Raw genomic sequence first — 26877 nt, 5'->3', positions numbered from 1 at the left:
CCCGCTCTTGACCACGCCCCGGCGGGCCGTCCGGTTCCCCGTCCGGTCGATAATCGAGCTCGTGACCGATCTTGACACGCGCGTGGCACCACCCCGCACCCCCGCTCTGCGCCGGGCGGCGCCGGCCCTCCTCGGGTACGCGGCCGTCCGCGCGCTGGGGCTGGTCGCGCTGGCCGTGTGGAGCGGCGCGCGCGGCAAGAGCGCGTACAAGCTGCTGACCGCGCGCTGGGACTCCCTCTGGTACACCCGGGTCGCCGAGCTGGGCTACGGCTACCAGGTGCGGCTGCCGAACGGCGACATCCACTCCAACCTGGCGTTCTTCCCGCTGCTGCCCTGGCTGGAGCGGCTGCTGCACGCGCTCACGCCACTGTCGTACGCGGACGCCGGTTTCGTCGTCGGCCTGCTCGCCTCGCTGGCGGCGGCCTGGGGGATCTTCGCGGTCGCGGAGTGGGTGTACGGGCCGAGGACGGGGCTCTGCGCGGTTCTGCTGTGGGCGGTGCTGCCGGTCGGGATCGTGCAGTCGATGGCGTACAGCGAGTCCTTGTTCACGGCACTGGCCGCGTGGTCGCTGTACGCGGTGCTGACCGGCCGGTGGGTGAGCGCGGGCGCGCTGGCGGCGCTGGCCGGGCTGACCCGGCCGGTGGGACTCGCGGTGGTCGCGGCGGTGTGGGTGGCGGGCGTGATCTCGTTCGTGCGAGACCGAAGCACACCGGGATCGCAGGGCGCACGCGACACAACACGCGCCCCTTCTTTCACTACCAGCGCATCCGTCTGGCGACGCGCCCTCGGCATGCTTCTCGCGCCCCTGGGCGCCGCCGGCTATGTCCTATGGGTCGGTCATCACACCGGCAGGGGTCCGCTCGGATATCTCGATGTGCAGGCCGGGTGGCGCAACGGGTTCGACGGCGGGTACGCCTTCGCACGCTTCGTAGTCGACAAGTTCACGTCATTTCCGTCGGCTCTCGCCGGCGCGGGCCTGATCGTCGGAGTGGCTCTGCTGATCTGGCTCTATGTGACCGGCGTGCGCCAGGGCCAGCCCGTCGCACTGCTGGTGTACACGGGTGTCGTCCTGGCCCTCGCCCTGTGCGCGTCGAGTTACTTCGGGTCGAAGCCGCGGCTGCTGATGCCGGCCTTCCCGGTGCTGTTCCCGCTCGCCCGCGCCCTGGCCCGGCTGCGCACGTCCAGATCGGCGCTGGTCACGGTGGGTGTGGCGGTGGTGACGGCGGTCTACGGCGCCTTCTGGCTGAACGGCTCCGGTCCCCCATGATCGACTTCGGCGGGTCGATGAGCACCCTCTGAATTCCACCCCATGATGCGGTGAACGAATTCATAAGCGCCATAAAACCGGCCCCCCGGCATGATCAAAGGAATTGCAGGAAGCAGGCTCACAGGATTGCGGAATCCCAGGAATTCGGACCGCTCCTGAGAGGTTTCCCACATCACATCGTCATCACAAAGCCGCTGTTTCGCCCGGGAACAGAGCTCACTCGCTGTAACGTCGATTGGGTGCGTACCGAACGAAACCTCACCCGGAGTCTGGACCGGGTGTTCGCCAGGCTGGACCGTGAGCCGGAACGACCGGCTCACATCGACGTGCCGAGGATGAGCCGGCACCGGGTCGTGCTGTTCACGGCGACCCTCGCCTTTTACCTGGCGATCGTCTGGGCCGTGGTGATCACCTCCTGGCTGGTCCGGCTCGACTGGCAGGTCATGTTCTTCCGGCCCTACCAGCAGTGGCCGCAGATCCACGCCTTCCTCGACTACTACGTGGTGCTCGGCCAGCGCGGCCCCACCGCCGTGATGGTCGCGGCCTGGCTCGGCTGGCGCTCCTGGCGGCAGCACACGCTCCGCCCGCTGCTGACCCTGGCCACCTCGCTGCTGCTGCTCAACATCACGGTCGGCGCCGCCAAGCTCGGCATGGGGCGGCTCGGTCCGCACTACGCGACCGTGATCGGCTCGAACGAGATGGGCCTGGGCGGCGATATATTTCCCAGCGGCCACACCGCCAACGCGGTGGTGACGTGGGGAATCCTGGCCTATCTGGCCTCCACCCCGAGAGCGCGCCGCTGGCTGTCCGCGCTCTCCGCGGTCACCTCGCTCGGCGTCGGCCTCACCACCGTCTACCTCGGTACGCACTGGCTGAGCGACGTGCTGCTGGGCTGGGCCGCCGGCCTCCTGATCCTGCTCGCCCTGCCCTGGTTCGAGCCGCTGATCGCCAAGGCCGAGACCGCGCTCTTCGACCTGCGCGACCGCTGGCGCGCCCGCCGCGGCGCCACGGTGCCCGCACCGGCCGTCCCGGTCGCGCCCGCGCCGGTGCTGCTCAAGCCGCGCCCGCTGCCCGCCGAGCAGGGCGTCGCCCCGGCGCGCGAGCCGGTGTCGCCGGTGCGCGGCTCCCGGGCCCCGATCCATCTGGCCCCGGGCCCGCACACGGCCCGTTCGGAGCGCACCCCGGTCACACCGGCGGGCAGCCGCCGACCGCCGCACGCCGACCGCCTCCCGCGCGGCACCCCCCAGCCGGCCCGCCCCCTGACGGGCAACTGACGCTCGACCACGGCGGCGGGTCCGGTACGCACAGCCGACCCCCGCCATGACGAAGGCCCCGCTCCCGGGAAGAGGGAGCGGGGCCTTCGTCGCCTTGGCCTGCGGGAGCGGGGTCAGCCCTTCCAGGCGCGGGCCACCCGGCCGTCCCGCACCTCGAAGTTGAGCCGGCCCACCCGGTACTCCATGGTGATGATCGTGCCCGGCGGCAGCGACCGTACCGTCGGCCACCCGCGCTCCCGAGCGAGCCGCTCGGCGCGCGCGGCGTCGAGGCCGACGTACCCGTCCGGACTGTCCTGGGGCTCCGCTGGCGGAGTGGGAATCGGTGCCATGCGGCCACGCTAGGCCGCATCGGACGACGACGGAAGCCGGAACCGGCGGACCGCGTCCCGGGGCCCCGCGAGATCCCTCTCCGGTCCCTCCCCTGTCCCTCCCCGGTCACACTTCTGTCACAGGTTCCCGACACGCGTTTCCGTCGCCGTGACATCAGCTGCTGCCGCAACGGGCATCACACGTACGGGGGTTTCCGTACCGCTCGCCGGGGCAATCGAACAGAATTCCCGCGTGTCGGAGCAGCCCCTCGAATTACCCGCCGGAATAAGCCTCGATGCGGATCGGAGCGGGGTCCGGGTGCGATTCCCCGCGGAATCCGGTGCCATGCCCGGCGAGCTGACACCGCATAGGAAATTCACGGATTCGGCACACAACCCGACGTACGCGTCAGTCGGTCCCGGATGCGCCCCGCGGTCCCGCGGCCCGCGCCAGTGCGGCGTCCAGCCGGTCCCGGACCCTGCTGATCACCTCGTTCAGCTCGACGGGCTCCAGCACCTCGAAGGGGAAGCCCGTCATCATGATGTGAATGACCATCACCTCCAGGTTCGGGGCACCACTGCGCAGGATGCACGTGTCCTCTCCGTCGGCCTCCAGCATCCCCGCGGACGGCGAGATCCGCTCGGCCGCCACCCGCAGCGGCACCAGCAGCCGGACGGTGGAGTGCGTGGCGTACGCACTCGTGGAGACGCCCTTCGACACATAGGCGGCGAGATCCTCGGCGGGCGGCTCGCGCGGGTCGAAGCGCGGGCCGTGCGGCGGCTTCGGCGTGATGCGGTCGACGCGGAAGGTCCGCCAGTCCTCCCGTTCGACGTCCCAGGCGACCAGGTACCAGCGCCGCTCGGTGCACACCAGCCGGTGCGGCTCGACGGTACGGCGGCTGGCGCTGCCCTCGTGGCTCAGGTACTCGAAGCGCAGCCGCTCGGCATCCCGGCACAGGTGGGCGAGTTCGGTGAGCACGGCCGGATCGACGGGGGCCGACGGCGGACCGCCGCGCAGCATCGGCACGGTGAAGGCGTTGAGGGCGCCCACGCGGCGGCGCAGCCGGTCCGGCAGCACCTGTTCCAGTTTGGCCAGGGCGCGTACGGAGGTCTCGCCGATGCCCTCGATGCCCTGTCCCGCCGCGGTGCGCAGTCCGACGGCGACGGCGACGGCCTCGTCGTCGTCCAGCAGCAGCGGGGGCAGTTCGGCGCCCGCACCGAGCTGGTAGCCGCCGCCGGTGCCGGGGCTCGCGTTGACCGGGTAGCCCAGTTCGCGCAGCCGGTCCACGTCCCGGCGGACCGTGCGCGGGGTGACACCGAGCCGCCCGGCGAGTTCGGCGCCGGACCATTCGCGGTGGGCCTGGAGCAGCGAGAGCAGGCGCAGCAGTCGTGCCGAGGTCTCCAACATGGGGCCGAGTCTGCCAGCCGATGCGGACAGCCGCTGTCCTCGTTCGGGACAGCGGCTGTACCGGCCGGGTGCCGGGCACCCGTCGTGTGCGTCAGAGCGCGAGGCGCTGGCCGGGCACGATCAGGTTCGGGTCGCCGCCGATGACCTTCTCGTTGGCGGCGTAGATCCGCTGCCAGGTGGTCCCGTGCCGGGTGGCGATGGCGCTCAGGGTGTCGCCCTCGCGGACGGTGTAGTCACCGCGGGACGCACTGCGGCCGGTCTGGCCGGTCGCGCGTTCCGGCGCCTTCGCCGGAACGGACCTGGCCGGGGCGGACCTCGCCGGCGCGGACTTCGCCGGCGCGGACTTCGCCGGCGCGGACTTCGTCGTCGCGCTGCTCTTCGAGGCGCTCGTGCCCGAGGTGCTCGTACTCGGGGAGCCGGCCGCCGGTGCCGTGCCGGAGGCTCCGGCCCGGGCCGAGCAGACCGGCCAGGCGCCCCAGCCCTGGGCGCCCTGGACCTTGGTGGCGACGGCGATCTGCGCGCTCCTGGAGGCCTGGTCGGCCGTCGGGGCGTAGGCGGTGCCGCCGTACGCGCGCCAGGTGCCGGCGGAGAACTGGAGCCCGCCGTAGTAGCCGTTGCCGGTGTTGATGTGCCAGTTGCCACCGCTCTCGCACTGGGCGATGCGGTCCCACACTCCGTTGTCCGCCGCCGCGGCGTTGCCTGTGACGGCCAGCAGCCCCAGCGGGGCCAGCAGCGCCGCCCCGGCGAGGGCGGCCGTCGTACGGCCCTTGCGGGCGCTGTCGTGACGAGCGGTGTTGCGGGTGGTATCGGCACACTCGGACATGTAATTCCCTCTCCACGAACCCGGGCTCCCCCAGGCGGAGCACGCCTCCCCGCGTAGGACCGCGGTTCGCCGCGCCCGCCCCGTCCGCCGCGGCCGGTGCCTGATCGTGCTCATTCCGGTGCCGGCCGGCGGACGTACCCGAGCGGTGCTCGCTGCACACGGCGGAGGAATCTAGGGAGATGGGGCCGCCGATATCAACCAAGTCCCTGTCATTCCAGGCCAGTTGGCCGTTACCCTGGGTATCGGCGATTTTCGGCCAGCCGTTTCATCCGCCGATTTCACGATTTTTCGACCACCCGCTCAGGCGATCTGTGACTCACTTCACCCATTCAAGTTCCTTGACTGCGCGACGAGTTGACGGTGAGTGGCCGATTCCGTGCTGAAGGTGACCCTGTGCGGTGATTGGTTCGATTCCGTCGCACCCTGGGCGTGACCACCACCACAGGACGCCCGTTGTCTTCTTCATGAGCCCGGATCCCCGGGGCTCAGGGCCGGGAGCCACCCGGCCGACCCAGCACCGCATCCCGATGGGAGCCACCGTGCCGCGCATGCTCGACGTCAGTGACGCCGTACGCGCCGAGATCGGCGACGAAGAAGCCGACCGGCTGCTCGCCGGAGAGAACGCCCCGGGCAGTTACGACTGCACGTCCTGCCGCACCCCGGGCGACTCCGAGCAGGAGCGCACCAGCACCGTTCTGTTCGTCGGCGACGAGACGGCCGTGCTTGCCTTCGCCCACGCCAGCTGTCTGCCCTCGCAGGTCGTCCAGGTCACCGAGGAGCAGCTGCAGGGCGCGGTCCGCTCCATCGGCGGCAGCGCCGCCGGGGTGAGCGAGTCGCACCGGGCGGTGCCCGAGCAGGCCGTGCTGGGCGTGACCAGCGGACTCGTCCTCGTCGAGGGCGAGTTGCACCCCGCGCTCGTGGTCGAGCCGACCGCGCCCATCGTGCGCCCCGGCTCCATGGCGGCCGGTGACGACTTCCTTCCGCTCCTCATCGAGCAGGGCTTCATGCCGGTGACCGAGCTGGCGACCGTTCCGCCGGTGCTGCACGGCTGGTCGGTGCTGCTCGCCGTCGGCCAGCTGCACGCGGTGCTGCAGCCGGGCGCCAACGGGGGGCAGCCGGTGGCCTGGTGGCAGGCGCATCAGCCGCTGCAGGTGACGGACAGCTGGCGGGCCGCCGCCAACAAGCACCAGCAGGTGCTGATGTTCGCCGCGCCGGTGGGGTCCATCGGACGGCAGCCCCGGGAGGACCTGCTGCGGGAGGCGCTGGACAAGGCCGCGGCGAACGGGAAACTGGTGGCCGCGGCCCTTCCTCTCGCGGGTACCTGACGGCCGGCTGAGGGGCGGGCAGCTGCCGTGCGTTCGCGGGTGCGTCGTGGTTTCGCGCACCCATTCGGCGGAGCCGCACGGCGATGCGGCCCCGCGCCCCGATTTGTCCGACCGCATCTCTTCAGGGTGCCGGTCGTTTGGACATACGTGCACGCATACGACTCTTCCTCCCGCCGGTCCTCCTACCCCTCCGTTCCGTCCGCGCGGGCGGGGCAGGAGGGGATCGGCGGGTCATCGGCCACGCCGATCTACGACTCGCTCTACGCGGAGTGGGTCAAGACCTTCCGTACGCTGCCGGGTGACCGCAGCGGCGAGGAGGGGCTCGACTTCACGGCGTTCGGGAACATGCCGCACGGCACGGGCTCGTACGGCGGACACCGGCCGGGGTCGTTCAGCAGTTCGTACAGCGCCTACAGCGCGGGGGCCTACAGCGCGCGACAGCAGTCGCAGTGGCAGCGGATCGGCACCCTCGGGCGGCAGCACGACACCGGGATGCACCATGTTCCGGCGGGACTGCCGCCGGCTCCGCGCCGGAGTGTGTGACGTACATACGGCGAAGGGCGGCTCCTGGAGCAGGAGCCGCCCTTCGTGACGGGCCGTGGAGGTACTACTTCTTCTTCGTGCCGCGCTTCTCGCGCACCCGCACCGAGATGTGGATCGGGGTGCCGTCGAAGCCGAACTCCTCGCGCAGGCGGCGCTCGATGAAGCGCCGGTAGCCCGCCTCGATGAAGCCGGAGGCGAACAGGACGAACCGCGGCGGCTTGGTGCCCGCCTGCGTGCCGAACAGGATGCGCGGCTGCTTGCCGCCCCGGACCGGGTGCGGGTGGGCCGAGACCAGCTCGCCGAGGAAGGCGTTCAGACGGCCGGTGGGCACGCGGGTCTCCCAGCCGGCGAGCGCGGTCTCGATGGCCGGGACCAGCTTCTCCATGTGGCGGCCGGTGCGGGCCGAGACGTTGACGCGGGGTGCCCAGGCGATCTGGGCCAACTCGGTCTCGATCTCCCGCTCCAGGTAGTAGCGGCGCTCCTCGTCGAGGGTGTCCCACTTGTTGTAGGCGATGACCATCGCGCGGCCGGCCTCGACGGCCATGGTGATGATCCGCTGGTCCTGCACGGAGATGTTCTCGGAGGCGTCGATCAGGATGACCGCGACCTCGGCCTTCTCCACGGCCGCGGCCGTGCGCAGGGACGCGTAGTAGTCGGCGCCCTGCTGGAGGTGGACGCGCTTGCGGATACCGGCGGTGTCGACGAACTTCCAGGTCACACCGCCCAGTTCGATCAGCTCGTCGACCGGGTCGCGGGTGGTGCCCGCCATCTCGTTGACGACGACGCGCTCCTCGCCGGCCACCTTGTTCAGGAGGGAGGACTTGCCGACGTTCGGGCGGCCGATCAGGGCGATGCGGCGCGGTCCGCCGATCGCGGCGCCGCCGAAGCTCTGCTCGGGCGCGGTCGGCAGGGCCTCCAGGACGGCGTCGAGCATGTCACCGGTGCCGCGGCCGTGCAGGGCCGAGACCGGGTGGGGCTCGCCGAGGCCCAGCGACCACAGGTAGGCCGCGTCGGCCTCGCCGCTCGGGCCGTCGACCTTGTTCGCGCACAGCACGACCGGCTTTCCGGCCTTGCGCAGCAGTCGTACGACGGCCTCGTCGGTGTCGGTGGCGCCGACCTTGGCGTCCACGACGAAGACGACCGCGTCGGCCGCCTCGATCGCGTACTCGGCCTGGGCGGCCACGGAGGCGTCGATGCCGAGGACGTCCTGCTCCCAGCCGCCGGTGTCGACGACCTTGAAGCGGCGGCCCGCCCACTCGGCCTCGTAGGTGACGCGGTCGCGGGTGACGCCCGGCCGGTCCTCCACGACCGCCTCGCGGCGGCCGATGATCCGGTTCACCAGGGTCGACTTGCCGACATTGGGGCGGCCGACGACGGCGAGCACGGGCAGCGGACCGTGGCCCGCCGCCTCGATGGCGCCCTCGACGTCCTCGATGTCGAAGCCCTCTTCGGCGGCGAGCTCCATGAACTCCGCGTACTCGGCGTCGCCGAGCGCCCCGTGCTCGTACTCGTGCTCGGCCGAGCCGTCGGGCTGGATCTGGTCGTTCATGAAGTCCGTACCTCGTCGTTCATCGTGGTGATCGGTGGAGCGGCCCGTCAGGGTCTGATCCACTACTCAAGTGTCGCTTAGCGCCCGGTCAGGCGCCTGGCGTTTTCCAGGTGGCTGGTGAGCTGCTTCTGGATGCGCTCGGTCGCCTCGTCCAGCGCCCTGCGCGTGCGCCGGCCGCTGCCGTCGCCCGCTTCGAACGGGTCGCCGAAGACCACGTCGACGCGGGAGCGCAGCGGGGGCAGTCCCTTTATCAACCGGCCCGGCTTCTCGGAACTTCCCAGGACCGCGACGGGCACGATCGGTGCCCCGCTGCGTACCGCGAAGTAGGCGAGCCCGGCCCGCAGCGAGGCGAAGTCGCCCTCGCCCCGGGTGCCCTCCGGGAAGATGCCGAGCACTCCCCCGTTGTCGAGGACGCCGAGGGCCTCGCTGATCGCCGTGCGGTCGACGGAGGTGCGGTCCACCTTCAGCTGGCCGATGCCGCTCAGGAAAGCGCCCAGCGGACCGACGAACGCCTCCTTCTTGATCAGGAAGTGCGTCGGCCGGGGCGAAACGCCCATGACCATCGGGCCGTCGATGTTGTGCGAGTGGTTCACGGCGAGGATCGCCGGGCCGCTCGCGGGCACCCGCCAGGCGCCGAGCACGCGCGGCTTCCACAGCCCGTTCATCAGGCCGACGCCGATGCGTCTCCCGACCTCGGCGCCCCGCTCGGACGGAAGGCTCACTTCCCGGCTCGCTTCTCCTCGACCAGGGTGACGACGCACTCGATGACCTGGGCGAGGGTGAGCTCGGTGGTGTCGACCTCGACGGCGTCGCCGGCCTTGGCGAGCGGCGAGGTCTTGCGGCTGGAGTCGGCCGCGTCCCGCTTGATCAGCGCCTCGCGGGTGGCGTGGACGTCCGCGCCCTTCAGCTCGCCGCTGCGGCGGGCGGCACGGGCCTCCGGGGAAGCGGTGAGGAAGATCTTCAGGTCGGCGTCCGGCAGCACGGTCGTACCGATGTCACGGCCCTCGACCACGATGCCGTACTCCGCGCCGGAGGCCAGCGAGCGCTGCAGCTCGGTGATCCGGGAGCGCACCTCGGGCACCGCGCTGACCGCGCTGACCTTGGAGGTGACCTCCTGGGTGCGGATCGGGCCGGCCACGTCGACGCCGTCGACCGTGATGGTCGGGGCGGCCGGGTCGGTGCCGGAAATGATCTCAGGCTTGCCGGCGACGGCCGCGATCGCGGTCGGGTCCTCCAGGTCGATGCCGTTGGTCACCATCCACCAGGTGATCGCCCGGTACTGGGCGCCGGTGTCCAGGTAGCTCAGGCCGAGCTGCGCGGCGACGGCCTTCGACGTGCTCGACTTGCCGGTGCCGGAGGGGCCGTCGATCGCGACGATCACGGGCTTGGCGGTCGGGGCGGCGCCGTTTTCCACGGGAGGGCACCTTCCTGGTGAAGGGTGGCGGGCGGGTGGGGGACGCGAGGGCGTCCCGCACAAGGTTACTGGCTCCCGGGAGGCGCCCTCACCGGGCTTTACTGCCGCAGGGCCCAGCCCCGCTCCCGCAGGGCCTCCTTCAGTACCGGTGCGGCCTTCGGCTCGACCATGAGCTGGACCAGACCGGCCTGCTGTCCGGTCGCGTGCTCGATGCGTACGTCCTCGACGTTGACCCCGGCCCGTCCCGCGTCCGCGAAGATGCGGGCCAGCTGGCCGGGCTGGTCGTCGATGAGGACGACGACGGTGTCGTACACGCGCGGCGCGCTGCCGTGCTTGCCCGGGACCCGTACCTGCCCCGCGTTCCCGCGGCGCAGCACGTCCTCGATGCCCTGGCTGCCCTCGCGCCGCTTGTCGTCGTCGGAGGACTGCAGGGCACGCAGGGCACGCACGGTCTCGTCCAGGTCGGAGGAGACGTCGGCGAGGAGGTCGGCGACCGGGCCGGGGTTGGCGGAGAGGATGTCGATCCACATCCGGGGGTCGGAGGCGGCGATCCGGGTCACGTCCCGGATGCCCTGCCCGCACAGGCGTACGGCCGCCTCCTCGGCGTGCTCCAGGCGCGCGGCGACCATGCTGGAGACCAGGTGGGGCATGTGGGAGACGAGGGCGACGGCCCGGTCGTGGGCGTCGGCGTCCATGACGACCGGCACGGCCCGGCAGTGCGAGACCAGTTCCAGGGCGAGGTTCAGCACCTCGGTGTCGGTGTCCCGGGTCGGGGTGAGCACCCAGGGGCGGCCCTCGAAGAGGTCGGCGGTCGCGGCCAGCGGGCCGGACTTCTCCCGGCCGGACATGGGGTGGGTGCCGATGTAGGAGGAGAGGTCGAGGCCGCGGGCCTCCAGCTCGCGGCGCGGGCCGCCCTTGACGCTGGCCACGTCGACGTAGCCGCGCGCCACCGACCGGGCCATGGCGTCCGTGAGGACTCCGGCCACGTGGGCGGGCGGGGCGGCGACGATCGCGAGGTCCACCGGGCCGTCGGGGGCCTCGTCGGTGCCGGCGCCGAGTGCGGCCGCGGTGCGGGCCTGCTCGGGGTCGTGGTCGTCGAGGTGGACGACGACGCCCCGCTGGGTCAGGGCGAGCGCGGCGGAGGTGCCGATGAGCCCGGTGCCGATGACGAGTGCGGTCCTCACTGGGCGATGTCCTTGCGCAGGGCGGCGGCGGCGCCGAGGTAGACGTGGGCGATGTCGGCGCGCGGTGTGTCCGACTCGATGTGCGCGAGCACCCGGACGACCCGCGGCATGGCGCCCTCGATGTCCAGTTCCTGGGCGCAGATCAGGGGGACGTCGACGATGCCGAGCTTGCGGGCGGCGGCCGCCGGGAAGTCGCTGTGCAGGTCGGGGGTGGCCGTGAACCAGATGCTGATCAGGTCGTCGGTGGTGAGCCCGTTCCGCTCCAGGACGGCGGTGAGCAGGGCGCCCACCTGCTCGTCCATGTGTCCGGCCTCGTCCCGCTCGAGTTGGACGGCCCCCCGGACCGCTCGTACCGCCACGGCGCTGCTCCTTGCTGACATGCGTTTCGGCTCTTGGTCCGTCCAGCGTAGTCAGCCCACGCCGGCCGGGTGCGCGGCGCCCGCCGGCTGAGACGCGGGCCGACCCGGTGACCGCGGTCCGCCGGCCCCCTCACTTCCTTCGGCTTGGACACCTTTGATGCAAAGATGTCGCACCTTGCGGCTTTCTTCCTGTCGAGGTTCCTTCGACCTTCGGAGTGACGAGATGACCCACAGCACGACGCGGCGCACGGTTCTCGCGACGGGCGCGGCGGCGCTCGCCGCCGGCTGCGGCGGCGAGAACTCCACGGCGCCCGGCGGCCAGCAGCTGACGCGGACCGGTGACGTCCCGGAGGGCGGCGGCACGATCTTCAAGGAGCAGAAGGTCGTGATCACGCAGCCGACGAAGGGCGACTTCAAGGCCTTCTCGGCGATCTGCACCCACATGGGGTGCACGGTGAACCAGGTGGCGGACGGCACCATCGACTGCCCCTGCCACGGCAGCAAGTACGACATCGCCGACGGCGCGGTGGCGCACGGCCCGGCGACCAAGCCGCTGCCGCCCAAGACGATCAAGGTGGAAGGAAATTCGATCCACCTGCTGTGAGGGCGCGCGTACGCTCCGGGAATGCAGCCCGAGAACGCCGAGGATCTGGTACGCGACCACACGATCTACGCCTGTGTCATGGGATCGCGGGCCTTCGGCCTGGCCACGGACACCAGCGACACCGACCGCAGGGGCGTCTTCCTCGCCCCCACCCCGCTGTTCTGGCGGTTCGAGAAGCCGCCCACGCATGTGGAGGGACCGGGCGAGGAGCGGTTCTCCTGGGAGCTGGAGCGGTTCTGCGAGCTGGCGCTGCGCAGCAACCCGAACATCCTGGAGTGCCTGCACTCCCCGCTGGTGGAGCACGTGGACGACACCGGCCGTGAGCTGCTGTCCCTGCGCGGCGCCTTTCTGTCCCGGCGCGCCCACGGCACCTTCGCCCGCTACGCCGTCGGCCAGCGCCGCAAGCTGGACGCCGACATCCGTACGACGGGCGCCCCGCGCTGGAAGCACGCGATGCACCTGCTCCGCCTGCTGATGAGCTCCCGCGACCTGCTGCGCACCGGAGAGCTGCGGCTCGACGTCGGCGACCGGCGGGACCCGCTGCTGGCGGTGAAGCGGGGCGAGGTGCCCTGGGCGCAGGTCGAGGCGTGGATGGTCCGGCTCGCGGACGAGTCCGAGGAGGCCCTGCACCGCACCCCGCTGCCGCCGGAGCCGGACCACGCGCGCGTGGCCGACTTCCTGCACCGGGTGCGCCGTGCGTCAGCCTGCCCGCCGGACGCGCACCACGAAGTCGTGCAGGGCGGCGTGCGCGCTGGGCGCGTCGGGCAGGGCTGAGGCGGCCTGCGCCGCGTCGAGCACGGCGTGCAGCCGCTCCACGTCGGCCGCCACACGCGCGTGCTCGACGTCGGCGCTGCCGTGCTCCTGCTCCGCCTTGGCGGCTGTCAGCTCGGGCAGGCAGCCGGGTGCGTCCACCTGCTCCAGGAGCGTGGGCAGACGGGCCTGCACCTCGCGGTAGTGGTGGGCGTGGTGACCGGTGAGCACGCCCGGCACCAGGGCGATCAGCTCCCGGTGCTCCTCGGTGGTGTGCGCGACCGGGGGAGAGAGCAGCTGCTCCAGCACATGGCCGTTGCGCCGGAGCATCAGCCGGACGAACTTGCGCACGTGGTGGGTGACGAGATCCATCTCTACACCGAACCGCACCCACGCCAGCGACCGCGTCTCCTCCGGCTCGCGCAGCCCCACCAGGTCGGCGACGGGCAGCAGGTGGGCGTCGCGCAGGTCCAGGTCGGAGTCCTGGGACGGGAAGCCGTAGAGGTGCGCTGCGGAGACGGTCGCGAACAGCTGGGGGTACCCCCAGGCCCTTGAGGCACTGCAGGAGGGTCGGGCTGTTCGGCGATCACCGGCGTCAGGTCCATGTCGAGGCCGTCCATCGTGGGCCTAGGCGTCCCAGAGCGCTCCCAGGGCCAACAGGTCCCCCCGGTACTCGATCCGGTCGGCCCACTCGGTGGGCCAGGCGTCCGCGCCCAGCCAGGCGCCCGCGAAGGCGCCGGCGAGACAGGCGATCGAGTCCGAGTCGCCCGAGGAGCAGGCGGCCCGGCGCAGGGCGGTGAGGGGCTCGTCGGGGAAGAGCAGGAAGCACAGCAGCCCGGTGGCGAAGGCTTCCTCGGCGATCCAGCCCGCTCCGGTGGCCAGGCACGGGTCGGTCTCCGGGGAGACGGTGCGCACGGCCTCCTCGACGCGGTCGAGGATCTGCAGGCACTCGTCCCAGCCGCGCCCGACGAAGTGCTCGGGGCCAGGGTCCTGGGAACGGGTCCACAGGTCGCCGAGCCAGGTCCGGTGGTAGCGGCTGCGGTTGTCGTGGGCGTACGAGCGCAGCTGTCCGACGAGTCCGGCCGGGTCGGTGCCCCGGGCGAGCAGGTGGACGGCGCGGGCGGTCAGGTCGGAGGCGGCCAGCGCGGTGGGGTGTCCGTGGGTGAGCGCGGACTGCAACTGGGCCGCGCCGGCGCGCTGTTCGTCGCTGAGGCCGGGGGCGAGCCCGACGGGGGCGACGCGCATGTTGGCGCCGCAGCCCTTGGAGCCGATCTGGCTGGCGTCCTGCCAGAGCCGGCCCTCCTCCTTCAGCAGACTGCACGCGGTCATGCAGGTGCGGCCGGGGGCCCGGTTGTTCTCCGGCGACTGGTACCAGTCCACGAACTCCTCGCGCAGCGGCCGTTCCAGCCGCTGCGGGGCGAGCACACCACGGTCCATGGCGGTCCTGAGGGCGCGCCCGAAGGCGAGGGTCATCTGGGTGTCGTCGGAGACGATGGCGCGCCGCGGCAGCTCCATCTCCCGCCAGGGGCCGCACTTGGCCAGGATCGAGGGCACGTCGTTGAACTCGGTCGGGAAGCCGAGGGCGTCCCCGAGGGCGAGTCCGATCAGGGATCCGGAGGCGGGGCGCTTGCTCGCGTGGAACGTGGTCATGCGGGGCGTCCTTCCCGGGACGGTCGGAGGAGGGGCGGGTGCAGGGTGGTGGCGGCGCCCGCGCGGTAGAGCGCGGCCGGCTTGCCGCGGCCTCCGGTCAGCCGGGCGGCGCCGGGGACGGGCTCCACGAACCCGGGCGTGGCAAGCACCTTGCGGCGGAAGTTGGGGCGGTCCAGGGCCGTGCCCCACACCGTCTCGTAGACCTGCTGCAGCTCGCCGAGGGTGAACTCGGGCGGGCAGAAGGCGGTGGCGACGCAGCTGTTCTCCAGCCGGCCGCCGATCCGCTCGTGGGCGTCGGCCAGGATCCGTTCGTGGTCGAAGGCGAGCGGCCGGGCGGAGTCGTACGGCAGCCAGCGGGCCTGGGCCGCGTCACCGCCGCCGCGCGGCTCGGGAGGCTCGGGCAGCAGCGCTGTGAAGGCTACGGACACGACCCGCATCCGGGGGTCGCGGCCGGGCTCGCTGTAGGTGCGCAGCTGCTCCAGGTGCAGCCCGGAGACGTCGTCGAGCCCGGTCTCCTCGGCGAGTTCGCGCCGGGCCGCCGTCTCCGCGGACTCGTCGGGCAGCAGGAAGCCGCCGGGCAGCGCCCACTGGCCGGCGTACGGCTCCTGCCCGCGCTCGACCAGCAGCACGTGCAGGGCACCGGCGCGGAGCGTGAGGACGGCGAGGTCGACGGTGACGGCGAAGGGTTCGTAGGCGTACTTGTCGTAGCCCTCCATGTCCCGGTCACCCCCTCAGGGGCCGGCCTCGACGGCCGGTCCTGTTGTCAGCCCGACTAATAGTCGCTACGACCATAAAGCCGCCGCTCCGCGATCCGCAAGCCCCTGAGGGCTCCCTGGCGCCCCGTTCCCGGATACGCCGACGGCCGGTCCCGGAGAACCCGGGACCGGCCGTCAGAACGCCATTCAGGCGCCTCCTAGAGGTCGACCTCCTTCATGAGCATCCCGACCTCGGTGTTGGACAGGCGGCGCAGCCAGCCCGACTTCTGGTCGCCCAGGGTGATCGGGCCGAAGGAGGTGCGCACCAGCTTCTCGACCGGGAAGCCGGCCTCGGCGAGCATGCGCCGCACGATGTGCTTGCGGCCCTCGTGCAGGGTCACCTCGACCAGGTAGTTCTTGCCGGTCTGCTCGACGACCCGGAAGTGGTCCGCGCGCGCGTAGCCGTCCTCCAGCTGGATGCCGTCCTTCAGGCGCTTGCCGAGGTCACGCGGGATCGGGCCCACGATGGCGGCGAGGTAGGTCTTCTTCACGCCGTACTTCGGGTGGGTCAGCCGGTGCGCCAGCTCGCCGTGGTTGGTGAGCAGGATGACGCCCTCGGTCTCGGTGTCGAGCCGTCCGACGTGGAAGAGCCGGGTCTCGCGGTTGGTGACGTAGTCACCGAGGCACTGGCGGCCCTCGGGGTCCTCCATCGTCGAGACGACACCGGCGGGCTTGTTCAGCGAGAAGAACTGGTACGACTGGGTCGCCACGGTCAGGCCGTCGACCTTGACCTCGTCCTTCTCCGGGTCGACACGGCGGCCCTGCTCCAGGACGATCTCGCCGTTGATCTCGACGCGGGCCTGCTCGATCAGCTCCTCGCAGGCACGCCGGGAGCCGTAGCCCGCGCGCGCGAGGACCTTCTGCAGCCGCTCGCCCTCCTGCTCGGCCCCCGGGAAGGTCTTGGGCAGCTTGACGTCCTTCTTGCCCGCGTAGCGCTCGCGGTTGCGCTCCTCGGCGCGGGCGTCGTACTCACGGGAACTCGCCGGAGCCGTACGGCCGCGCCCGGTGCCCTGGCTCTGCCTGGGCCCGCCCTTGGCGCCGCCGCGCGCCGAAGCGCCACGACCCGACTTCGGGCCGTCCTGAGTGGCGCCGGGGCCTACGTCGTAGCGCCGCTCCTCCGGGCGCGGCTTCTTCGGCCGGCCGCCCTGACTGTCGTCGCGGGCGTTCCCGGCGCCGCGGTAATTACCGCGGCCACCGCTGCTCCCGCCGCGGCCGCCGCTGTTGCCACCACGGCTCCCGCCGTTGTTTCCGCTGCTGTTCCTGCCGCTACTGCTTCGCATCAAAGTTCCGTCTTGTCGTCTGCGTCCTCGGAATCCGGAGCGTCCGGATCGAACGACGGTACGCCCTCCTGGGTCTCGGCCTCGATCGCCTCCGCCTCCGGCAGGAAGGGCGCGAGCTCCGGGAGCTCATCCAGGCCGCGCAGGCCCATCCGCTCCAAGAAGTAGTTCGTCGTCCTGTACAGGATCGCACCTGTTTCGGGTTCCGTGCCCGCCTCCTCGACCAGACCGCGCTGCAGGAGGGTGCGCATCACACCGTCGCAGTTGACTCCGCGCACGGCGGAGACGCGGCTGCGGCTGACGGGCTGGCGGTAGGCGACGACGGCCAGCGTCTCCAGTGCCGCCTGGGTCAGGCGGGCCGTCTGGCCGTCCAGCACGAGCCGCTCGACGGCGGGCGCGTACGCGGCGCGGCTGTAGAAGCGCCAGCCGCCCGCGACGAACCGCAGCTCGAAGCCCCGGCCCTGCACGGTGTAGTCGTCGGCCAGTTCCCGCAGCGCGTCCGCGATCTGCCGCTTCGGCCGTTCCAGGATCCTGGCCAGGTGCTCCTCGGTCGCGGGCTCGTCCACGACCATGAGGACCGCCTCCAGGGCGGGCCTGAGGTCGAGATCGGCGACGGTACGGAGTCCCGCCGGGCGTTCCGCGGTCTCCTCGCTCATGCCTTCTTCTCCTCCTTGGGCTCCTCGGGCGGCCGGTCGAACTCGTCGGTGACCATCGGCGCCGCGTCCCCGTCGCCGCCGGTCCAGCGCACCAGCAGGTCGCCGAGCGCGGTCTCCTGCTCCAGGGCCACGGCCTTCTCGCGGTACAGCTCCAGCAGCGCGAGGAAGCGGGCCACGACCGTGAGGGTGTCGTCGGTGTCCTCCACCAGCGCGCGGAAGCTGGCCTCGCCGAGTTCTCTGAGCCGCGCGACCACGATGCCCGCCTGCTCCTGCACGCTCACCAGCGGGGCGTGGATGTGGTCCACGTACACCTGCGGCTTGGCCTTGGGCTGCATCGCCTTGACGGCGAGCCTGGCGAAGCCTTCGGGGCCGATGCTGATGACGACCTCGGGCAGCAGCTCGGCGTGCTGGGGCTCCAGGCCGACGGTCCGCGGGTAGCGGCGGGCCTCCTCGTCCAGGCGCTGGTTGAAGATGTCGGCGATCTGCTTGTAGGCGCGGTACTGCAGCAGCCGCGCGAACAGCAGGTCCCGGGCCTCCAGCAGCGCGAGGTCGGCCTCGTCCTCGACCTCGGCAGTGGGCAGCAGCCGGGCCGCCTTGAGGTCCAGCAGGGTGGCGGCGACGACGAGGAACTCGGTCGTCTGGTCCAGGTCCCAGTCCGGCCCCATGGCCCGGATGTGTGCCATGAACTCGTCGGTCACCTTGGAGAGCGCGACCTCGGTGACGTCCAGCTTGTGCTTCGAGATGAGCTGGAGGAGAAGGTCGAAGGGGCCCTCGAAGTTGGAGAGCCGGACCTTGAAGACGCCGTCGGAGGGGGTGGTGCCCTCGGGCTCGGCAGCCACCGGCGAAGCCACGCGCTCCGGCTCCGGTTCCGGCTCCACGACCATCAGCGAAGCCACGACCTCGGGCCGGGTCTCGGACTCAGGCCCAGGCTCGGTCTCGGCCTCGGGCTCGGGCTCGGTCTCGGCAGCTTCCAGCGGTGCTACGGACTCGGTCTCGGCGGCTGCAAGCGGCTCTTCGTCCTCCGGCTCCGCAGCGTCCAGCAGCGCAACGGGCTCCGACTCGGCAGCGTCCAGCGGTGCCGCTGGTTCCACTGGTTCCGCGATCGGCGGCGCCGTGGCCTCGGGTCGTTCGGGCCGTGTGGTCCCCGGACCCCGTCCGAGCGCACGTCTGCGGCCGGCCGCGGGGCCGGGGGCGGGAGCGTCGTTCGAGGTCATGGCCGTCGCAGGCTACCGCTTACGGCCCGCGACGCCGACTACCGACCCCGCAGCCTGCGCACCAGGATGCTCGCGTCCCCTCGGGACTCCAGGTCGGCCAGGACGACGGCCACCGCCTCGCGGACGATGCGGCCACGGTCGACGGCCAGCCCGTGCTCGCCTCTCAGGACCAGTCGCGCGTGCTCGAGGTCCATCAGCTCCTCGGCGGAGACGTACACGGTGATCTTCTCGTCGTGCCGCTCGCGCCCACTGGGCCGCCGGGCCGCCGCCCGTCCCCGCTTGCGGGGCTGCGCGGCGGCGGCAGAACCTTCCTGCTCGGCCTGGCGCCGGGCCGGCCGCGTGCGGGACTCGCCGGCCTCGGCCGGTTCCGCCTCCGCCGCGACATGCTCGGCGCCCTCTCCGTCACCGCCCTGGACGGGCACCGACGGCGGTGCGTCCTCGGCGGCGGCCACCTCGTCGCTCTCCCCCGCGGGAGCCGGCACCCGGGCCTCGCCGTTGGCCGTGCGCCGGGGCGTGGACGGCTGGAGCGCCATCCCCCCTGTCGTACGGAACAGCTCGTCGGCCCCGGGCAGACTCACTCGGCGTGACACCGGGCGAGCACCTCCCTGGCGAGCTGGCGATAGGCGGCGGCACCGACGGAGTTGGAGGCGTACGTGGTGATCGGCTCACCGGCGACCGTGGTCTCCGGGAAGCGGACCGTGCGGCCGATGACCGTGTGGTAGACGTGGTCGTCGAACGCCTCGACCACACGGGCCAGCACCTCGCGGCTGTGGACCGTGCGCGAGTCGTACATCGTGGCCAGGATGCCGTCCAGTTCCAGCTCGGGGTTGAGCCGCTCCTGGACCTTCTCGATGGTCTCGGTGAGCAGCGCGACACCGCGGAGGGCGAAGAACTCGCACTCCAGGGGGACGATCACCTTGTGGGCGGCCGTCAGCGCGTTGACCGTGAGCAGGCCGAGCGAGGGCTGACAGTCGATCACGATGTAGTCGTAGTCGGGCAGCAGGGGCTTCAGGGCCCGCTGCAGCGTCGACTCGCGCGCGACCTCGGAGACCAGCTGGACCTCTGCGGCCGACAGGTCGATGTTGGACGGCAGCAGGTCCATGTTGGGGACCGCGGTCTTCAGCAGGACCTCGTCCGCGGACATGCCCCGCTCCATGAGCAGGTTGTAGACGGTGAGGTCGAGCTCCATCGGGTTGACACCGAGACCCACCGACAGCGCGCCCTGCGGGTCGAAGTCCACGAGCAGCACGCGCCGGCCGTACTCCGCGAGCGCGGCACCCAGGTTGATGGTCGACGTCGTCTTGCCGACGCCGCCCTTCTGGTTGCACATCGCGATGATCTTCGCGGGGCCGTGGTCGGTCAGCGGGCCCGGGATCGGGAAGTACGGCAGCGGGCGTCCGGTCGGGCCGACGCGCTCACGGCGCTGACGGGCAGCGTCGGGCGCGAGCGTGGCCGCGTACTCCGGGTCCGGCTCGTATTCGGCGTCGGGGTCGTAGAAGTGCCCCTCGGGCAGTTCGTCGTAGTCGGCGAAGTGGTTGTGGGGCGCGCCACTTCCGTCGCCGGCCATGGCGTTCACGTGATGGCCATCCATGCTCTGGTGTGCTGTCCGGGCGGTCTGCTGACCCGGACTCTGGTGGGCTGCGAAGGTGCGCACAGCTACGGAGCCGACAGCCTCGAATCCCGCGGAGCCCTGGCCCCGTACAGGCATTCCTGGTTGACCACCCCCGGGAGAAAATGTCGACTCATTCACAAGTCGTCTTACCTCCTTGGTGACCAGGAAACTTCTAGACAAGGTCAGCGTGGCACTATGCCGACGGTTGGCGACTCTATGGCGTGTCGGCGGTCCGCAGCAACACAATCCGCCGGACCCGGCAGGATGTGTCGGCAATGAAACATCCCGCTGTCAAGGGCGTACGGCCGTCGCACAGCAGGTTTCACGGGTGTGCGAATCGGTCGAAGGGTTACGTTCGAGGCGAGTTGACCGAGAGCCGCAAAGTGACCATACACACATCCGGCCGGACCTTGTCGGGCAAGGTCCGGCCGGGTGCGCGGTGTTGACGATGTGTGTTGACGAATCGCCTTTTACCTGTCGGTGACTTAGAGACTCACCAGGTCGCAGGCTCAGCCGAGCACGGTCTCCAGCTCGACGTGCTCCAGGCCGAGGGCCTCGGCGACCTCCTTGTAAACGACCTTGCCGTCATGGGTGTTGAGACCCTTGGCGAGCGCGGCGTCGCGGCGCAGCGCCTCGACCCAGCCGTTGTTGGCCAGCGAGACGATGTACGGCAGCGTCGCGTTGGTGAGGGCGTTGGTGGAGGTGTTCGGCACCGCGCCCGGCATGTTGGCGACGCAGTAGAAGACCGAGTTGTGGACCCGGAAGGTCGGCTCGGCGTGCGTGGTGGGACGCGAGTCCTCGAAGCAGCCGCCCTGGTCGATCGCGATGTCGACAAGGACACTTCCGGGCTTCATGCGGGACACCAGCTCGTTGGTGACCAGCTTCGGGGCCTTGGCTCCCGGGATGAGGACGGCGCCGATGACGAGGTCGGCGTCCAGGACGGCCTTCTCCAGCTCGAAGGAGTTGGACATGATGGCCTTGACCTTGCTGCCGAAGACCTTGTCGGCCTCGCGCAGCTTGTTGATGTCACGGTCGAGCAGGGTCACGTCGAAGCCCATGCCGACGGCGATCTGGGTGGCGTTCCAGCCGGAGACACCGCCGCCGATGACGACGACCTTGGCCGGGGTCACGCCCGGGACGCCGCCCGGCAGCACGCCACGGCCGCCGACCGGAGCCATCAGGTGGTAGGCGCCGACCTGCGGGGCCAGACGGCCCGCGACCTCGGACATCGGGGCGAGCAGCGGCAGCGCGCGGTTCGGCAGCTCGACGGTCTCGTAGGCGATGGCCGTGGTGCCGGACTCGATGAGCGCGTCCGTGCACTCCTTGGAGGCGGCCAGGTGCAGGTAGGTGAAGAGGATCTGGTCCTTGCGGAGGCGGTGGTACTCCTCCGCGATGGGCTCCTTGACCTTCAGCAGCAGGTCCGCGGCGGCCCAGACCTCGTCGGCCGTCTCCAGGATCCCGGCACCGGCGGAGACGTACTCGCTGTCCGTGATGGAGGAGCCGAGGCCGGCGCCCCGCTCGATGACGACCTGGTGGCCGTTGCGCACCAGCTCGTGCACACCGGCGGGGGTGATGGCCACCCGGAACTCGTTGTTCTTGACCTCGCGGGGGATGCCGACCTTCACGTCGATCACGGTCCTTGGCTCAGAGGGTATGGGGGGTGCATTACAAGACATACCCAGGCATGCGGGGGCATACCGGGAGACACCGCAGGAGAACGAGCGGCAGAGCCAGTTTAATGAAGGTGTTCTGAGTGTCTAGCCTTTCATTGCATCAATCTTTGTTGGATGCACTACGGATTTCGCAGGCGTTAGCGTCCCCTTGCGGGCCGGAGTCCTCCTCCGGGTGCTCCTCGTTCAGCATGCGCTCCGCCGTCGCGCGGTGCAGGCGGGCGGCCGTGGGGTCGCCGAGCCGGTCCAGGGTGTCGGCCAGCCTGAGCTGCAGCGCGGCCTGCAACCGGACCTCGTCGGCGCGCCGCGCCCACTCCACCGCCTCCTGGCAGGTGCGCAGCGACTCCTCGGGCCGCCCCGCGTACTCCTGGACCCGGGCCAGCTCGCTCAACGCCCGGGCGTGAGCGGCGACATCACCGTCCTTGCGGTACCCGGAGACGGCAGCCCGCCAGTTCCTGAGCGCCTCGCCGTAGCGGCCCGCGTAGGTGTGGGCGGTGGCGATCCGGCCGTACAGCCGGGCGGCCTCGGTGCGCTCGCCCCGGGCCAGCCGCTCGGCCAGGGCCCGGCCGAACCAGTCGGCGGCCCGGTCGTAGTCCCCGAGCTCCTGGTACGCGCCGCCTACGGATTCCATCGCGCGGCGGGTCGCGTACGGGTCGTTCGCCTCGCGTCCGGCGTCCACCGCGGCCCGGTAGCGGGCCAGCGCGTCCCGGGTGCGGCCGGTCTGCGCGTCCAGATCGCCCAGGTTCAGCAGGGCCGCGGCCCGCTCCCGGTGCAGCCCGCGCCGCTCGGCGACATCCAGGACCAGGCCGTGGACGCCGTACAGGTCGGGCGCGGCCGCCTGCGTGCCGAAGTGCGCCGCCATGGCTCTGACCAGCTGGGACATCAGCCGGCGGGCGAGGGTGTCCAGCTCGCCGTCGGCCACGGCCACCCGGACGGCGGCCAGCAGGGCGGGCCGGCGCACGCGCAGCCAGTCCTCGGCCGCCCGGGGGGTGGGGAAGCGCAGCGCCTTGGGCATCTCCTGCAGCTTCTCCCGGGCCTGCGGGCTGTCCGTCTCGGTGATGCCCCGGCACGACTGCAGCAGCCGTACGGTCCGCTCCAGCATGCGGGCCCGGGCCAGCTGCAGCTCCGCCGGGCGCTCCTGGCTCTCGGCGAAGGAGCGCAGCAGCGGGTGCAGACAGCCGGGGATGTCGTACTCGGGCAGCGGGGAGTCCACCGCGCGTACCAGGCCGAGCAGGACGAACTCGTCCAGGGCGGCGCGCGCGGCGCCCACCGAACAGCCGGCCAGCGCTGATGCGGTGTGCGGGTCGATCAGCCCGGCCGGCGCCAGCGAGAGCAGTCGCAGTATCCGGGCCGCGGGGCCCGCCAGCTGGTCGTGGACGAGCCGGAAGACACGGGCCAGCGGGGTGCTGTCGGCGCCCTCGGCACCCGGGGCGGCGTCGGTGTGCATCCGCTTGGCGAGGTCGGAGACTGCCGCCTGGGGCCGGGAGGCGAGCCAGCCGCCGGCCAGGGTGAGCGCGGCCGGGTGGCCCTGGCACGCCTCGGCCAGGCTCTCGGCGGAGCGCGGGTCGACGGTGATGCGGACCGAGCCGGTGTAGCGGGTGAGGAGTTCCACCGCGGACTTGGTGTCCAGGCCGCCCAGGGTGCAGGGGCGGACGTCCGCGATGCCGGTGAGCGGACCGCCGGAGACGGCGACCACCAGGCAGTCCGGGGCGTCCGGCAGCAACGCGTCGACCTGCTCGGCCCCGGCCGCGTCGTCCAGCAGGAGCAGGACGCGCCGCCCGGCGAGGGCCGCGCGCAGCTTCTCGGTCAGGTCGTCCTCGGCGGCCCCGGCGGGTGCCTGCACCTCCAGCGCGGCGAGCAGCTCGCGGGCGGTGCGCTCGATCGGTACGGGGGTGCCGTCGGGCTCGCTGAGCCTGGCCCGCAGCACTCCGTCGGGGTAACGCTCGGCGACCTTTCGTACGAGTTCCTCGGCGAGCGCGGTCCGGCCGGAGCCGGGGCGGCCCGCGATGAGGAGCACGCGCGCGCGGGGTGCCTTGCGGCCGGAGAGGGTGTCCAGGCCCGCGCGCTCGATGTCGGCACGCAGTCCCTTCAACTCCCGTGTGCGGCCCAGGAAATGGTCCGCCGCGGCCGGGTGCGCGGACAGCCGCCCGCCGTCTGTGTCCACCGCCTGATCCGTCACGGGCCACGCTCCCGTCCCACCGCACGCGCAAGCCCGCCGGATCTTCCGGTACGGGCGTTTTCCAGAGCCTAGTTCACGCTCTGCGACGTTCCGGGAAGAGCACGGCGGGCACGTCGCCCGATCGGATCAGGCGATCGTCACACCAATGCGCGGACGGGTGAGTTCAGGACTCGAAAGGGCGCGCGGGCCACGGCGCGTCGGCCGGGCGCAGCGCGTCGAGTCCCTCCCCGCCGCGGGCCGCCACCAGGGAGAGGACGCCGACGACGAGGCAGTTGTTGTGCACGTCACCGGCGAGCACCAGGCGCACCAGCTCGTCGACCGGCACGCGCGCGTGCTCCATGTCGGTCTCCTCGTGCTCCGTCTCGAAGCGCGCCCCCTCGGCCTCGGACAGATTCCGGGCGAGGAAGATCCGAACGGCCTCGTCACAGCCGCCGGGGGTGGTGTACACGTCGGACAGCACCCGCCAGTCCTCGGCCTTGACGTGCGCCTCCTCGTACAGCTCGCGCTGCGCGGCGTGCAGCGGGTTCTCGCCGGGCACGTCGAGCAGGCCGGCCGGGATCTCCCACAGCTTGTGCCGCACCGGGTGGCGGTACTGGCGGATCAGCAGGACGCGGTCCTCCTCGTCGAGGGCGAGGACGGCGACCGAGCCGGGGTGCACCTGGTAGTCGCGGCGGACCACGGAGCCGTCGGGCATGACCACGTCGTCCGTGCGCACGGAGGTCTTGTTGCCCCGGAAGGGGGTCTCCGTCGCCCGGATCTCCCACTCCTCGGGGGTGTCCTTGATCGTCATGCCCTGTCCTCCCACACGCTCTCAAAAAAAGCCCGGCACAAGTGAAGCCGGGGTGCGCACCTTCGAAGGTATGCACCCCGGCCACCGTACAACTGGTGTGTTACTTGGAATTCTTCCGCTCGACGGCGGCCTTCACCAGGCCGGCGAAGAGCGGGTGCGGACGCGTCGGCCGCGAGCGCAGCTCGGGGTGCGCCTGCGTGGCGACCAGGTAGGGGTGGACGTCACGCGGGTACTCGACGTACTCGACGAGCTTGCCGTCCGGCGAGGTGCCCGAGAAGAGGATGCCGGCCTTCTTCTCCAGCTCCGCGCGGTAGGAGTTGTTCACCTCGTAGCGGTGACGGTGCCGCTCCTCGATGTACTCCTTGCCGTCGTACACCTCGCGCACGATGGAGCCCTCGGCCAGCTTCGCCGGGTACATGCCGAGCCGCATCGTGCCGCCCATGTCACCCTCGCCGGCGACGATGTCCATCTGCTCGGCCATGGTGGAGATGACCGGGTGGGCGGTGGCCGGGTCGAACTCGGTGGAGTTGGCGTCCGGGATGTCGGCCAGGCTGCGCGCGGCCTCGATCACGATGCACTGCAGGCCGAGGCAGAGGCCGAGCAGCGGGATCTTGTTCTCGCGGGCGAAGCGGATGGCGCCGACCTTGCCGAGCACACCGCGGTCGCCGAAGCCACCGGGGATGCAGATGCCGTCGACGTCGCCGAGCTGCGCCTTGGCCCCGGCCGGGGTCTTGCAGTCGTCCGAGGTGACCCACTTGATCTTGACGCGGGCCTTGTTGGCGAACCCGCCCGCGCGCAGCGCCTCGGTGACCGACAGGTAGGCGTCGGGCAGGTCGATGTACTTGCCGACCAGGGCGAGGGTGATCTCGTGGTCGGGGTTGTGGACGCGGTCGAGCAGGTCGTCCCAGGTCGTCCAGTCCACGTCCCGGAAGGGCAGGTCGAGCTTGCGCACGACGTAGGCGTCCAGGCCCTCGGTGTGCACGACCTTCGGGATGTCGTAGATCGAGCGGGCGTCGGGGCAGGCGACGACGGCGGCCTCGTCGACGTCGCACATCAGCGAGATCTTCCGCTTGATCGCGGTCGGGACCTCGCGGTCGCAGCGCAGCACGATCGCGTCGGGCTGGATACCGATGTTGCGCAGGGCGGCGACGGAGTGCTGGGTCGGCTTGGTCTTCAGCTCGCCGGAGGGGCCGATGTACGGCAGCAGCGAGATGTGGACGACGAAGACGTTGTCCCGGCCGACCTCGTGGCGGACCTGGCGGACGGTCTCCAGGAACGGCAGCGACTCGATGTCGCCGACCGTGCCGCCGACCTCGGTGATCACGACGTCCACCTCGTCGGTGGCCATGCGCCGGATCCGGTGCTTGATCTCGTTGGTGATGTGCGGGATGACCTGCACGGTGTCGCCCAGGTACTCGCCGCGCCGCTCCTTGGCGATCACCGTGGAGTAGACCTGACCCGTGGTGACGTTGGCGGAGCCGTCCAGGTCGCGGTCGAGGAAGCGCTCGTAGTGGCCGATGTCCAGGTCGGTCTCGGCGCCGTCGTTGGTGACGAACACCTCACCGTGCTGGAAGGGGTTCATCGTGCCCGGGTCGACGTTCAGGTACGGGTCGAGCTTCTGCATCACGACGCGCAGGCCACGGGCCTTGAGCAGCATGCCCAGGCTGGAGGCGGTGAGGCCCTTGCCGAGCGAGGAGGCGACACCCCCGGTGACGAAGATGTGCTTGGTCGTCGTAGATTTCGGCGGCATGGCCAAGAGGGGGCTCCCGTGGTCGCTGTCTGTGCTGTGCGGCTGCCACCCGGAGATTTCCGGAGGTGCCGTCGCTGCGGTTCGGGGGTTTGTCGCCCACCGGTCCACGGGCTACCAGCGTATCAGCGCCTGGACGGGATGGCTTCCGGCCACGCTCCGCGCTCTTACTGACACGTTACGGCGCCACGTGCGTATACGCAGGTATGCAGTGGTCACATCGATATCACCCGCTGGTCACTCGTTCGGCCCACACAGGTTGCCCGGAGCGGCGCGCAGATCATCTACGTGCGTCGTATCCTGCTCGGACACTCGCTGCCGAGCCGGCCGGAACGACGGCACACCCCCGCCTGCATCACCCGGAACAACGAGAGCGCGGCAGTTCGTTGAGCTAAGACTGTCGTGTTGCCTCAGGGCTCGGCAGGCTGCTTTGCTTCACCGCTCAACGACGCACAACAACGACCCCTTGACCGCACTAGCGACAGCCCCCCTTGTGCGGGGGTGACGTGGCCGTTCGAC

26 protein-coding genes and 2 pseudogenes are annotated in these 26877 nt (G+C 71.4%); 7 read left to right on the top strand and 21 right to left on the bottom strand.

The features are described 5' to 3' along the window. The first annotated feature begins 61 nt into the window (after positions 1-61). Both FB157_RS23940 and FB157_RS23935 read left to right on the top strand, forming a co-directional pair. Entirely contained in the window at positions 62-1267 is a 1206-nt protein-coding gene (locus FB157_RS23940) for a mannosyltransferase family protein (RefSeq protein WP_145882676.1), read from the top strand. 239 nt (positions 1268-1506) lie between these two features. Beyond that, entirely contained in the window at positions 1507-2541 is a 1035-nt protein-coding gene (locus tag FB157_RS23935) for a phosphatase PAP2 family protein (protein WP_145882675.1), read from the top strand. Between the two features lie 113 nt (positions 2542-2654). Here the strand turns inward: FB157_RS23935 and FB157_RS23930 are convergent, their stop codons facing one another. The 3 genes from FB157_RS23930 to FB157_RS49690 all read right to left on the bottom strand — a co-directional run bounded on the left by FB157_RS23930 (position 2655) and on the right by FB157_RS49690 (position 4456). After that, positions 2655-2870: an I78 family peptidase inhibitor gene (locus FB157_RS23930; RefSeq protein WP_145882674.1), complete on the bottom strand. Its 216-nt coding sequence runs from the start codon at positions 2868-2870 to the stop codon at positions 2655-2657. 388 nt (positions 2871-3258) lie between these two features. Beyond that, positions 3259-4257, bottom strand: coding sequence for a YafY family protein (locus tag FB157_RS23925; RefSeq protein ID WP_145882673.1), 999 nt, complete (start codon positions 4255-4257; stop codon positions 3259-3261). Positions 4258-4348: 91 nt separating this feature from the next. Next, positions 4349-4456: a LysM peptidoglycan-binding domain-containing protein gene (locus tag FB157_RS49690; protein ID WP_398947197.1), complete on the bottom strand. Its 108-nt coding sequence runs from the start codon at positions 4454-4456 to the stop codon at positions 4349-4351. A gap of 49 nt (positions 4457-4505) precedes the next feature. Here FB157_RS49690 and FB157_RS49685 point away from each other — a divergent pair, with 49 nt between their 5' ends. Next, positions 4506-4811, top strand: a complete 306-nt coding sequence (locus FB157_RS49685; RefSeq protein ID WP_398947195.1) for a pentapeptide repeat-containing protein — start codon at positions 4506-4508, stop codon at positions 4809-4811. Here FB157_RS49685 and FB157_RS49680 read toward each other — a convergent pair. Then, positions 4775-5080: pseudogene (locus FB157_RS49680) on the bottom strand (transglycosylase family protein); the annotation flags it as partial. The gene FB157_RS49685 and the pseudogene FB157_RS49680 overlap by 37 nt on opposite strands. Positions 5081-5619: 539 nt before the next feature. On the opposite strand from FB157_RS49680, the gene FB157_RS23915 reads away from it, so the two are divergent. Then, a complete protein-coding gene (locus tag FB157_RS23915) occupies positions 5620-6405 on the top strand; it encodes a hypothetical protein (protein ID WP_145882834.1) in 786 nt (261 codons plus the stop codon). Positions 6406-6552: 147 nt separating this feature from the next. After that, positions 6553-6948, top strand: a complete 396-nt coding sequence (locus FB157_RS23910; protein WP_145882671.1) for a hypothetical protein — start codon at positions 6553-6555, stop codon at positions 6946-6948. A gap of 64 nt (positions 6949-7012) precedes the next feature. Here the strand turns inward: FB157_RS23910 and der are convergent, their stop codons facing one another. The 5 genes from der to aroH all read right to left on the bottom strand — a co-directional run bounded on the left by der (position 7013) and on the right by aroH (position 11454). Further along, on the bottom strand, positions 7013-8497 hold the full coding sequence (gene der / locus FB157_RS23905) for a ribosome biogenesis GTPase Der (RefSeq protein WP_145882670.1): 1485 nt from the start codon (positions 8495-8497) through the stop codon (positions 7013-7015). A gap of 77 nt (positions 8498-8574) precedes the next feature. Further along, complete coding sequence (locus FB157_RS23900) at positions 8575-9162, bottom strand: 1-acyl-sn-glycerol-3-phosphate acyltransferase (RefSeq protein WP_145882833.1); 588 nt, start codon at positions 9160-9162, stop codon at positions 8575-8577. A 53-nt stretch (positions 9163-9215) separates the two neighbouring features. Then, positions 9216-9911 (bottom strand): (d)CMP kinase, encoded by a 696-nt coding sequence (gene cmk, locus FB157_RS23895; RefSeq protein WP_145882669.1) that lies wholly within the window; start codon positions 9909-9911, stop codon positions 9216-9218. A 98-nt stretch (positions 9912-10009) separates the two neighbouring features. After that, positions 10010-11095, bottom strand: coding sequence for a prephenate dehydrogenase (locus tag FB157_RS23890; RefSeq protein ID WP_145882668.1), 1086 nt, complete (start codon positions 11093-11095; stop codon positions 10010-10012). Next, positions 11092-11454: a chorismate mutase gene (gene aroH, locus FB157_RS23885; RefSeq protein ID WP_145882667.1), complete on the bottom strand. Its 363-nt coding sequence runs from the start codon at positions 11452-11454 to the stop codon at positions 11092-11094. Before aroH ends, FB157_RS23890 begins: the two co-directional genes overlap by 4 nt. Positions 11455-11677: 223 nt before the next feature. Here aroH and FB157_RS23880 point away from each other — a divergent pair, with 223 nt between their 5' ends. After that, the gene (locus FB157_RS23880; RefSeq protein WP_145882666.1) at positions 11678-12058 is read left to right on the top strand and encodes a Rieske (2Fe-2S) protein; all 381 of its coding nucleotides are present in this window, start codon (positions 11678-11680) and stop codon (positions 12056-12058) included. 21 nt (positions 12059-12079) lie between these two features. After that, positions 12080-12832, top strand: coding sequence for a DNA polymerase beta superfamily protein (locus FB157_RS23875; protein WP_145882665.1), 753 nt, complete (start codon positions 12080-12082; stop codon positions 12830-12832). On the opposite strand, the pseudogene FB157_RS23870 reads toward FB157_RS23875, so the two are convergent. From FB157_RS23870 to FB157_RS23815, 12 genes and pseudogenes are all read right to left on the bottom strand, one after another. Continuing rightward, positions 12758-13428 (bottom strand): annotated as a pseudogene (locus tag FB157_RS23870) (DNA polymerase beta superfamily protein). The gene FB157_RS23875 and the pseudogene FB157_RS23870 overlap by 75 nt on opposite strands. A 7-nt stretch (positions 13429-13435) precedes the next feature. After that, positions 13436-14458, bottom strand: coding sequence for an ADP-ribosylglycohydrolase family protein (locus FB157_RS23865; RefSeq protein WP_145882664.1), 1023 nt, complete (start codon positions 14456-14458; stop codon positions 13436-13438). Further along, positions 14455-15174: an NUDIX domain-containing protein gene (locus FB157_RS23860; RefSeq protein WP_145882663.1), complete on the bottom strand. Its 720-nt coding sequence runs from the start codon at positions 15172-15174 to the stop codon at positions 14455-14457. Before FB157_RS23860 ends, FB157_RS23865 begins: the two co-directional genes overlap by 4 nt. 197 nt (positions 15175-15371) lie before the next feature. Further along, positions 15372-16493, bottom strand: a complete 1122-nt coding sequence (locus tag FB157_RS23855; RefSeq protein ID WP_145882662.1) for a pseudouridine synthase — start codon at positions 16491-16493, stop codon at positions 15372-15374. Next, positions 16493-17146, bottom strand: coding sequence for an SMC-Scp complex subunit ScpB (scpB, locus tag FB157_RS23850; RefSeq protein WP_145882661.1), 654 nt, complete (start codon positions 17144-17146; stop codon positions 16493-16495). Before scpB ends, FB157_RS23855 begins: the two co-directional genes overlap by 1 nt. Then, on the bottom strand, positions 17143-18360 hold the full coding sequence (locus FB157_RS23845; protein WP_145882660.1) for a ScpA family protein: 1218 nt from the start codon (positions 18358-18360) through the stop codon (positions 17143-17145). The genes scpB and FB157_RS23845 overlap by 4 nt, the downstream gene beginning before the upstream one ends. Positions 18361-18398: 38 nt before the next feature. After that, positions 18399-18950, bottom strand: coding sequence for a hypothetical protein (locus tag FB157_RS23840; protein WP_145882659.1), 552 nt, complete (start codon positions 18948-18950; stop codon positions 18399-18401). Then, positions 18935-20068 (bottom strand): ParA family protein, encoded by a 1134-nt coding sequence (locus FB157_RS23835; RefSeq protein ID WP_145882658.1) that lies wholly within the window; start codon positions 20066-20068, stop codon positions 18935-18937. Before FB157_RS23835 ends, FB157_RS23840 begins: the two co-directional genes overlap by 16 nt. Before the next feature lie 413 nt (positions 20069-20481). Beyond that, positions 20482-21606: an alanine dehydrogenase gene (ald, locus tag FB157_RS23830; RefSeq protein WP_186581658.1), complete on the bottom strand. Its 1125-nt coding sequence runs from the start codon at positions 21604-21606 to the stop codon at positions 20482-20484. Positions 21607-21745: 139 nt separating this feature from the next. Beyond that, complete coding sequence (locus FB157_RS23825) at positions 21746-23821, bottom strand: tetratricopeptide repeat protein (protein WP_145882657.1); 2076 nt, start codon at positions 23819-23821, stop codon at positions 21746-21748. 163 nt (positions 23822-23984) lie between these two features. Continuing rightward, positions 23985-24611 carry an NUDIX hydrolase gene (locus FB157_RS23820; RefSeq protein WP_145882656.1) on the bottom strand — a complete coding sequence of 209 codons (627 nt, stop codon included), beginning with the start codon at positions 24609-24611 and terminating at the stop codon, positions 23985-23987. 100 nt (positions 24612-24711) lie between these two features. Further along, entirely contained in the window at positions 24712-26361 is a 1650-nt protein-coding gene (locus tag FB157_RS23815; protein ID WP_145882655.1) for a CTP synthase, read from the bottom strand. Positions 26362-26877 lie beyond the last annotated feature (516 nt).

This window comes from Streptomyces sp. BK340 (genome assembly GCF_007827595.1).
Classification (GTDB): Bacteria; Actinomycetota; Actinomycetes; order Streptomycetales; family Streptomycetaceae; genus Streptomyces.
The sequence above is the reverse complement of the archived record's forward strand: the minus strand, read 5'-3'. Positions and strand labels throughout refer to the sequence as shown.

Bases quoted from the DNA above. Each gene is read 5' to 3' on its own strand.
- FB157_RS23820 (WP_145882656.1), bottom strand. From the start codon at position 24,611: ATGACGATCAAGGACACCCCCGAGGAGTGGGAGATCCGGGCGACGGAG.
- FB157_RS23815 (WP_145882655.1), bottom strand. From the start codon at position 26,361: ATGCCGCCGAAATCTACGACGACCAAGCACATCTTCGTCACCGGGGGT.
- FB157_RS23900 (WP_145882833.1), bottom strand. From the start codon at position 9,162: ATGAACGGGCTGTGGAAGCCGCGCGTGCTCGGCGCCTGGCGGGTGCCC.
- FB157_RS23855 (WP_145882662.1), bottom strand. From the start codon at position 16,493: ATGCGAAGCAGTAGCGGCAGGAACAGCAGCGGAAACAACGGCGGGAGC.
- FB157_RS23860 (WP_145882663.1), bottom strand. From the start codon at position 15,174: ATGGAGGGCTACGACAAGTACGCCTACGAACCCTTCGCCGTCACCGTC.
- scpB (WP_145882661.1), bottom strand. From the start codon at position 17,146: ATGAGCGAGGAGACCGCGGAACGCCCGGCGGGACTCCGTACCGTCGCC.
- FB157_RS23845 (WP_145882660.1), bottom strand. From the start codon at position 18,360: ATGACCTCGAACGACGCTCCCGCCCCCGGCCCCGCGGCCGGCCGCAGA.
- FB157_RS23865 (WP_145882664.1), bottom strand. From the start codon at position 14,458: ATGACCACGTTCCACGCGAGCAAGCGCCCCGCCTCCGGATCCCTGATC.
- FB157_RS23930 (WP_145882674.1), bottom strand. From the start codon at position 2,870: ATGGCACCGATTCCCACTCCGCCAGCGGAGCCCCAGGACAGTCCGGAC.
- der (WP_145882670.1), bottom strand. From the start codon at position 8,497: ATGAACGACCAGATCCAGCCCGACGGCTCGGCCGAGCACGAGTACGAG.
- FB157_RS23875 (WP_145882665.1), top strand. From the start codon at position 12,080: ATGCAGCCCGAGAACGCCGAGGATCTGGTACGCGACCACACGATCTAC.
- FB157_RS23925 (WP_145882673.1), bottom strand. From the start codon at position 4,257: ATGTTGGAGACCTCGGCACGACTGCTGCGCCTGCTCTCGCTGCTCCAG.
- FB157_RS23880 (WP_145882666.1), top strand. From the start codon at position 11,678: ATGACCCACAGCACGACGCGGCGCACGGTTCTCGCGACGGGCGCGGCG.
- FB157_RS23835 (WP_145882658.1), bottom strand. From the start codon at position 20,068: ATGCCTGTACGGGGCCAGGGCTCCGCGGGATTCGAGGCTGTCGGCTCC.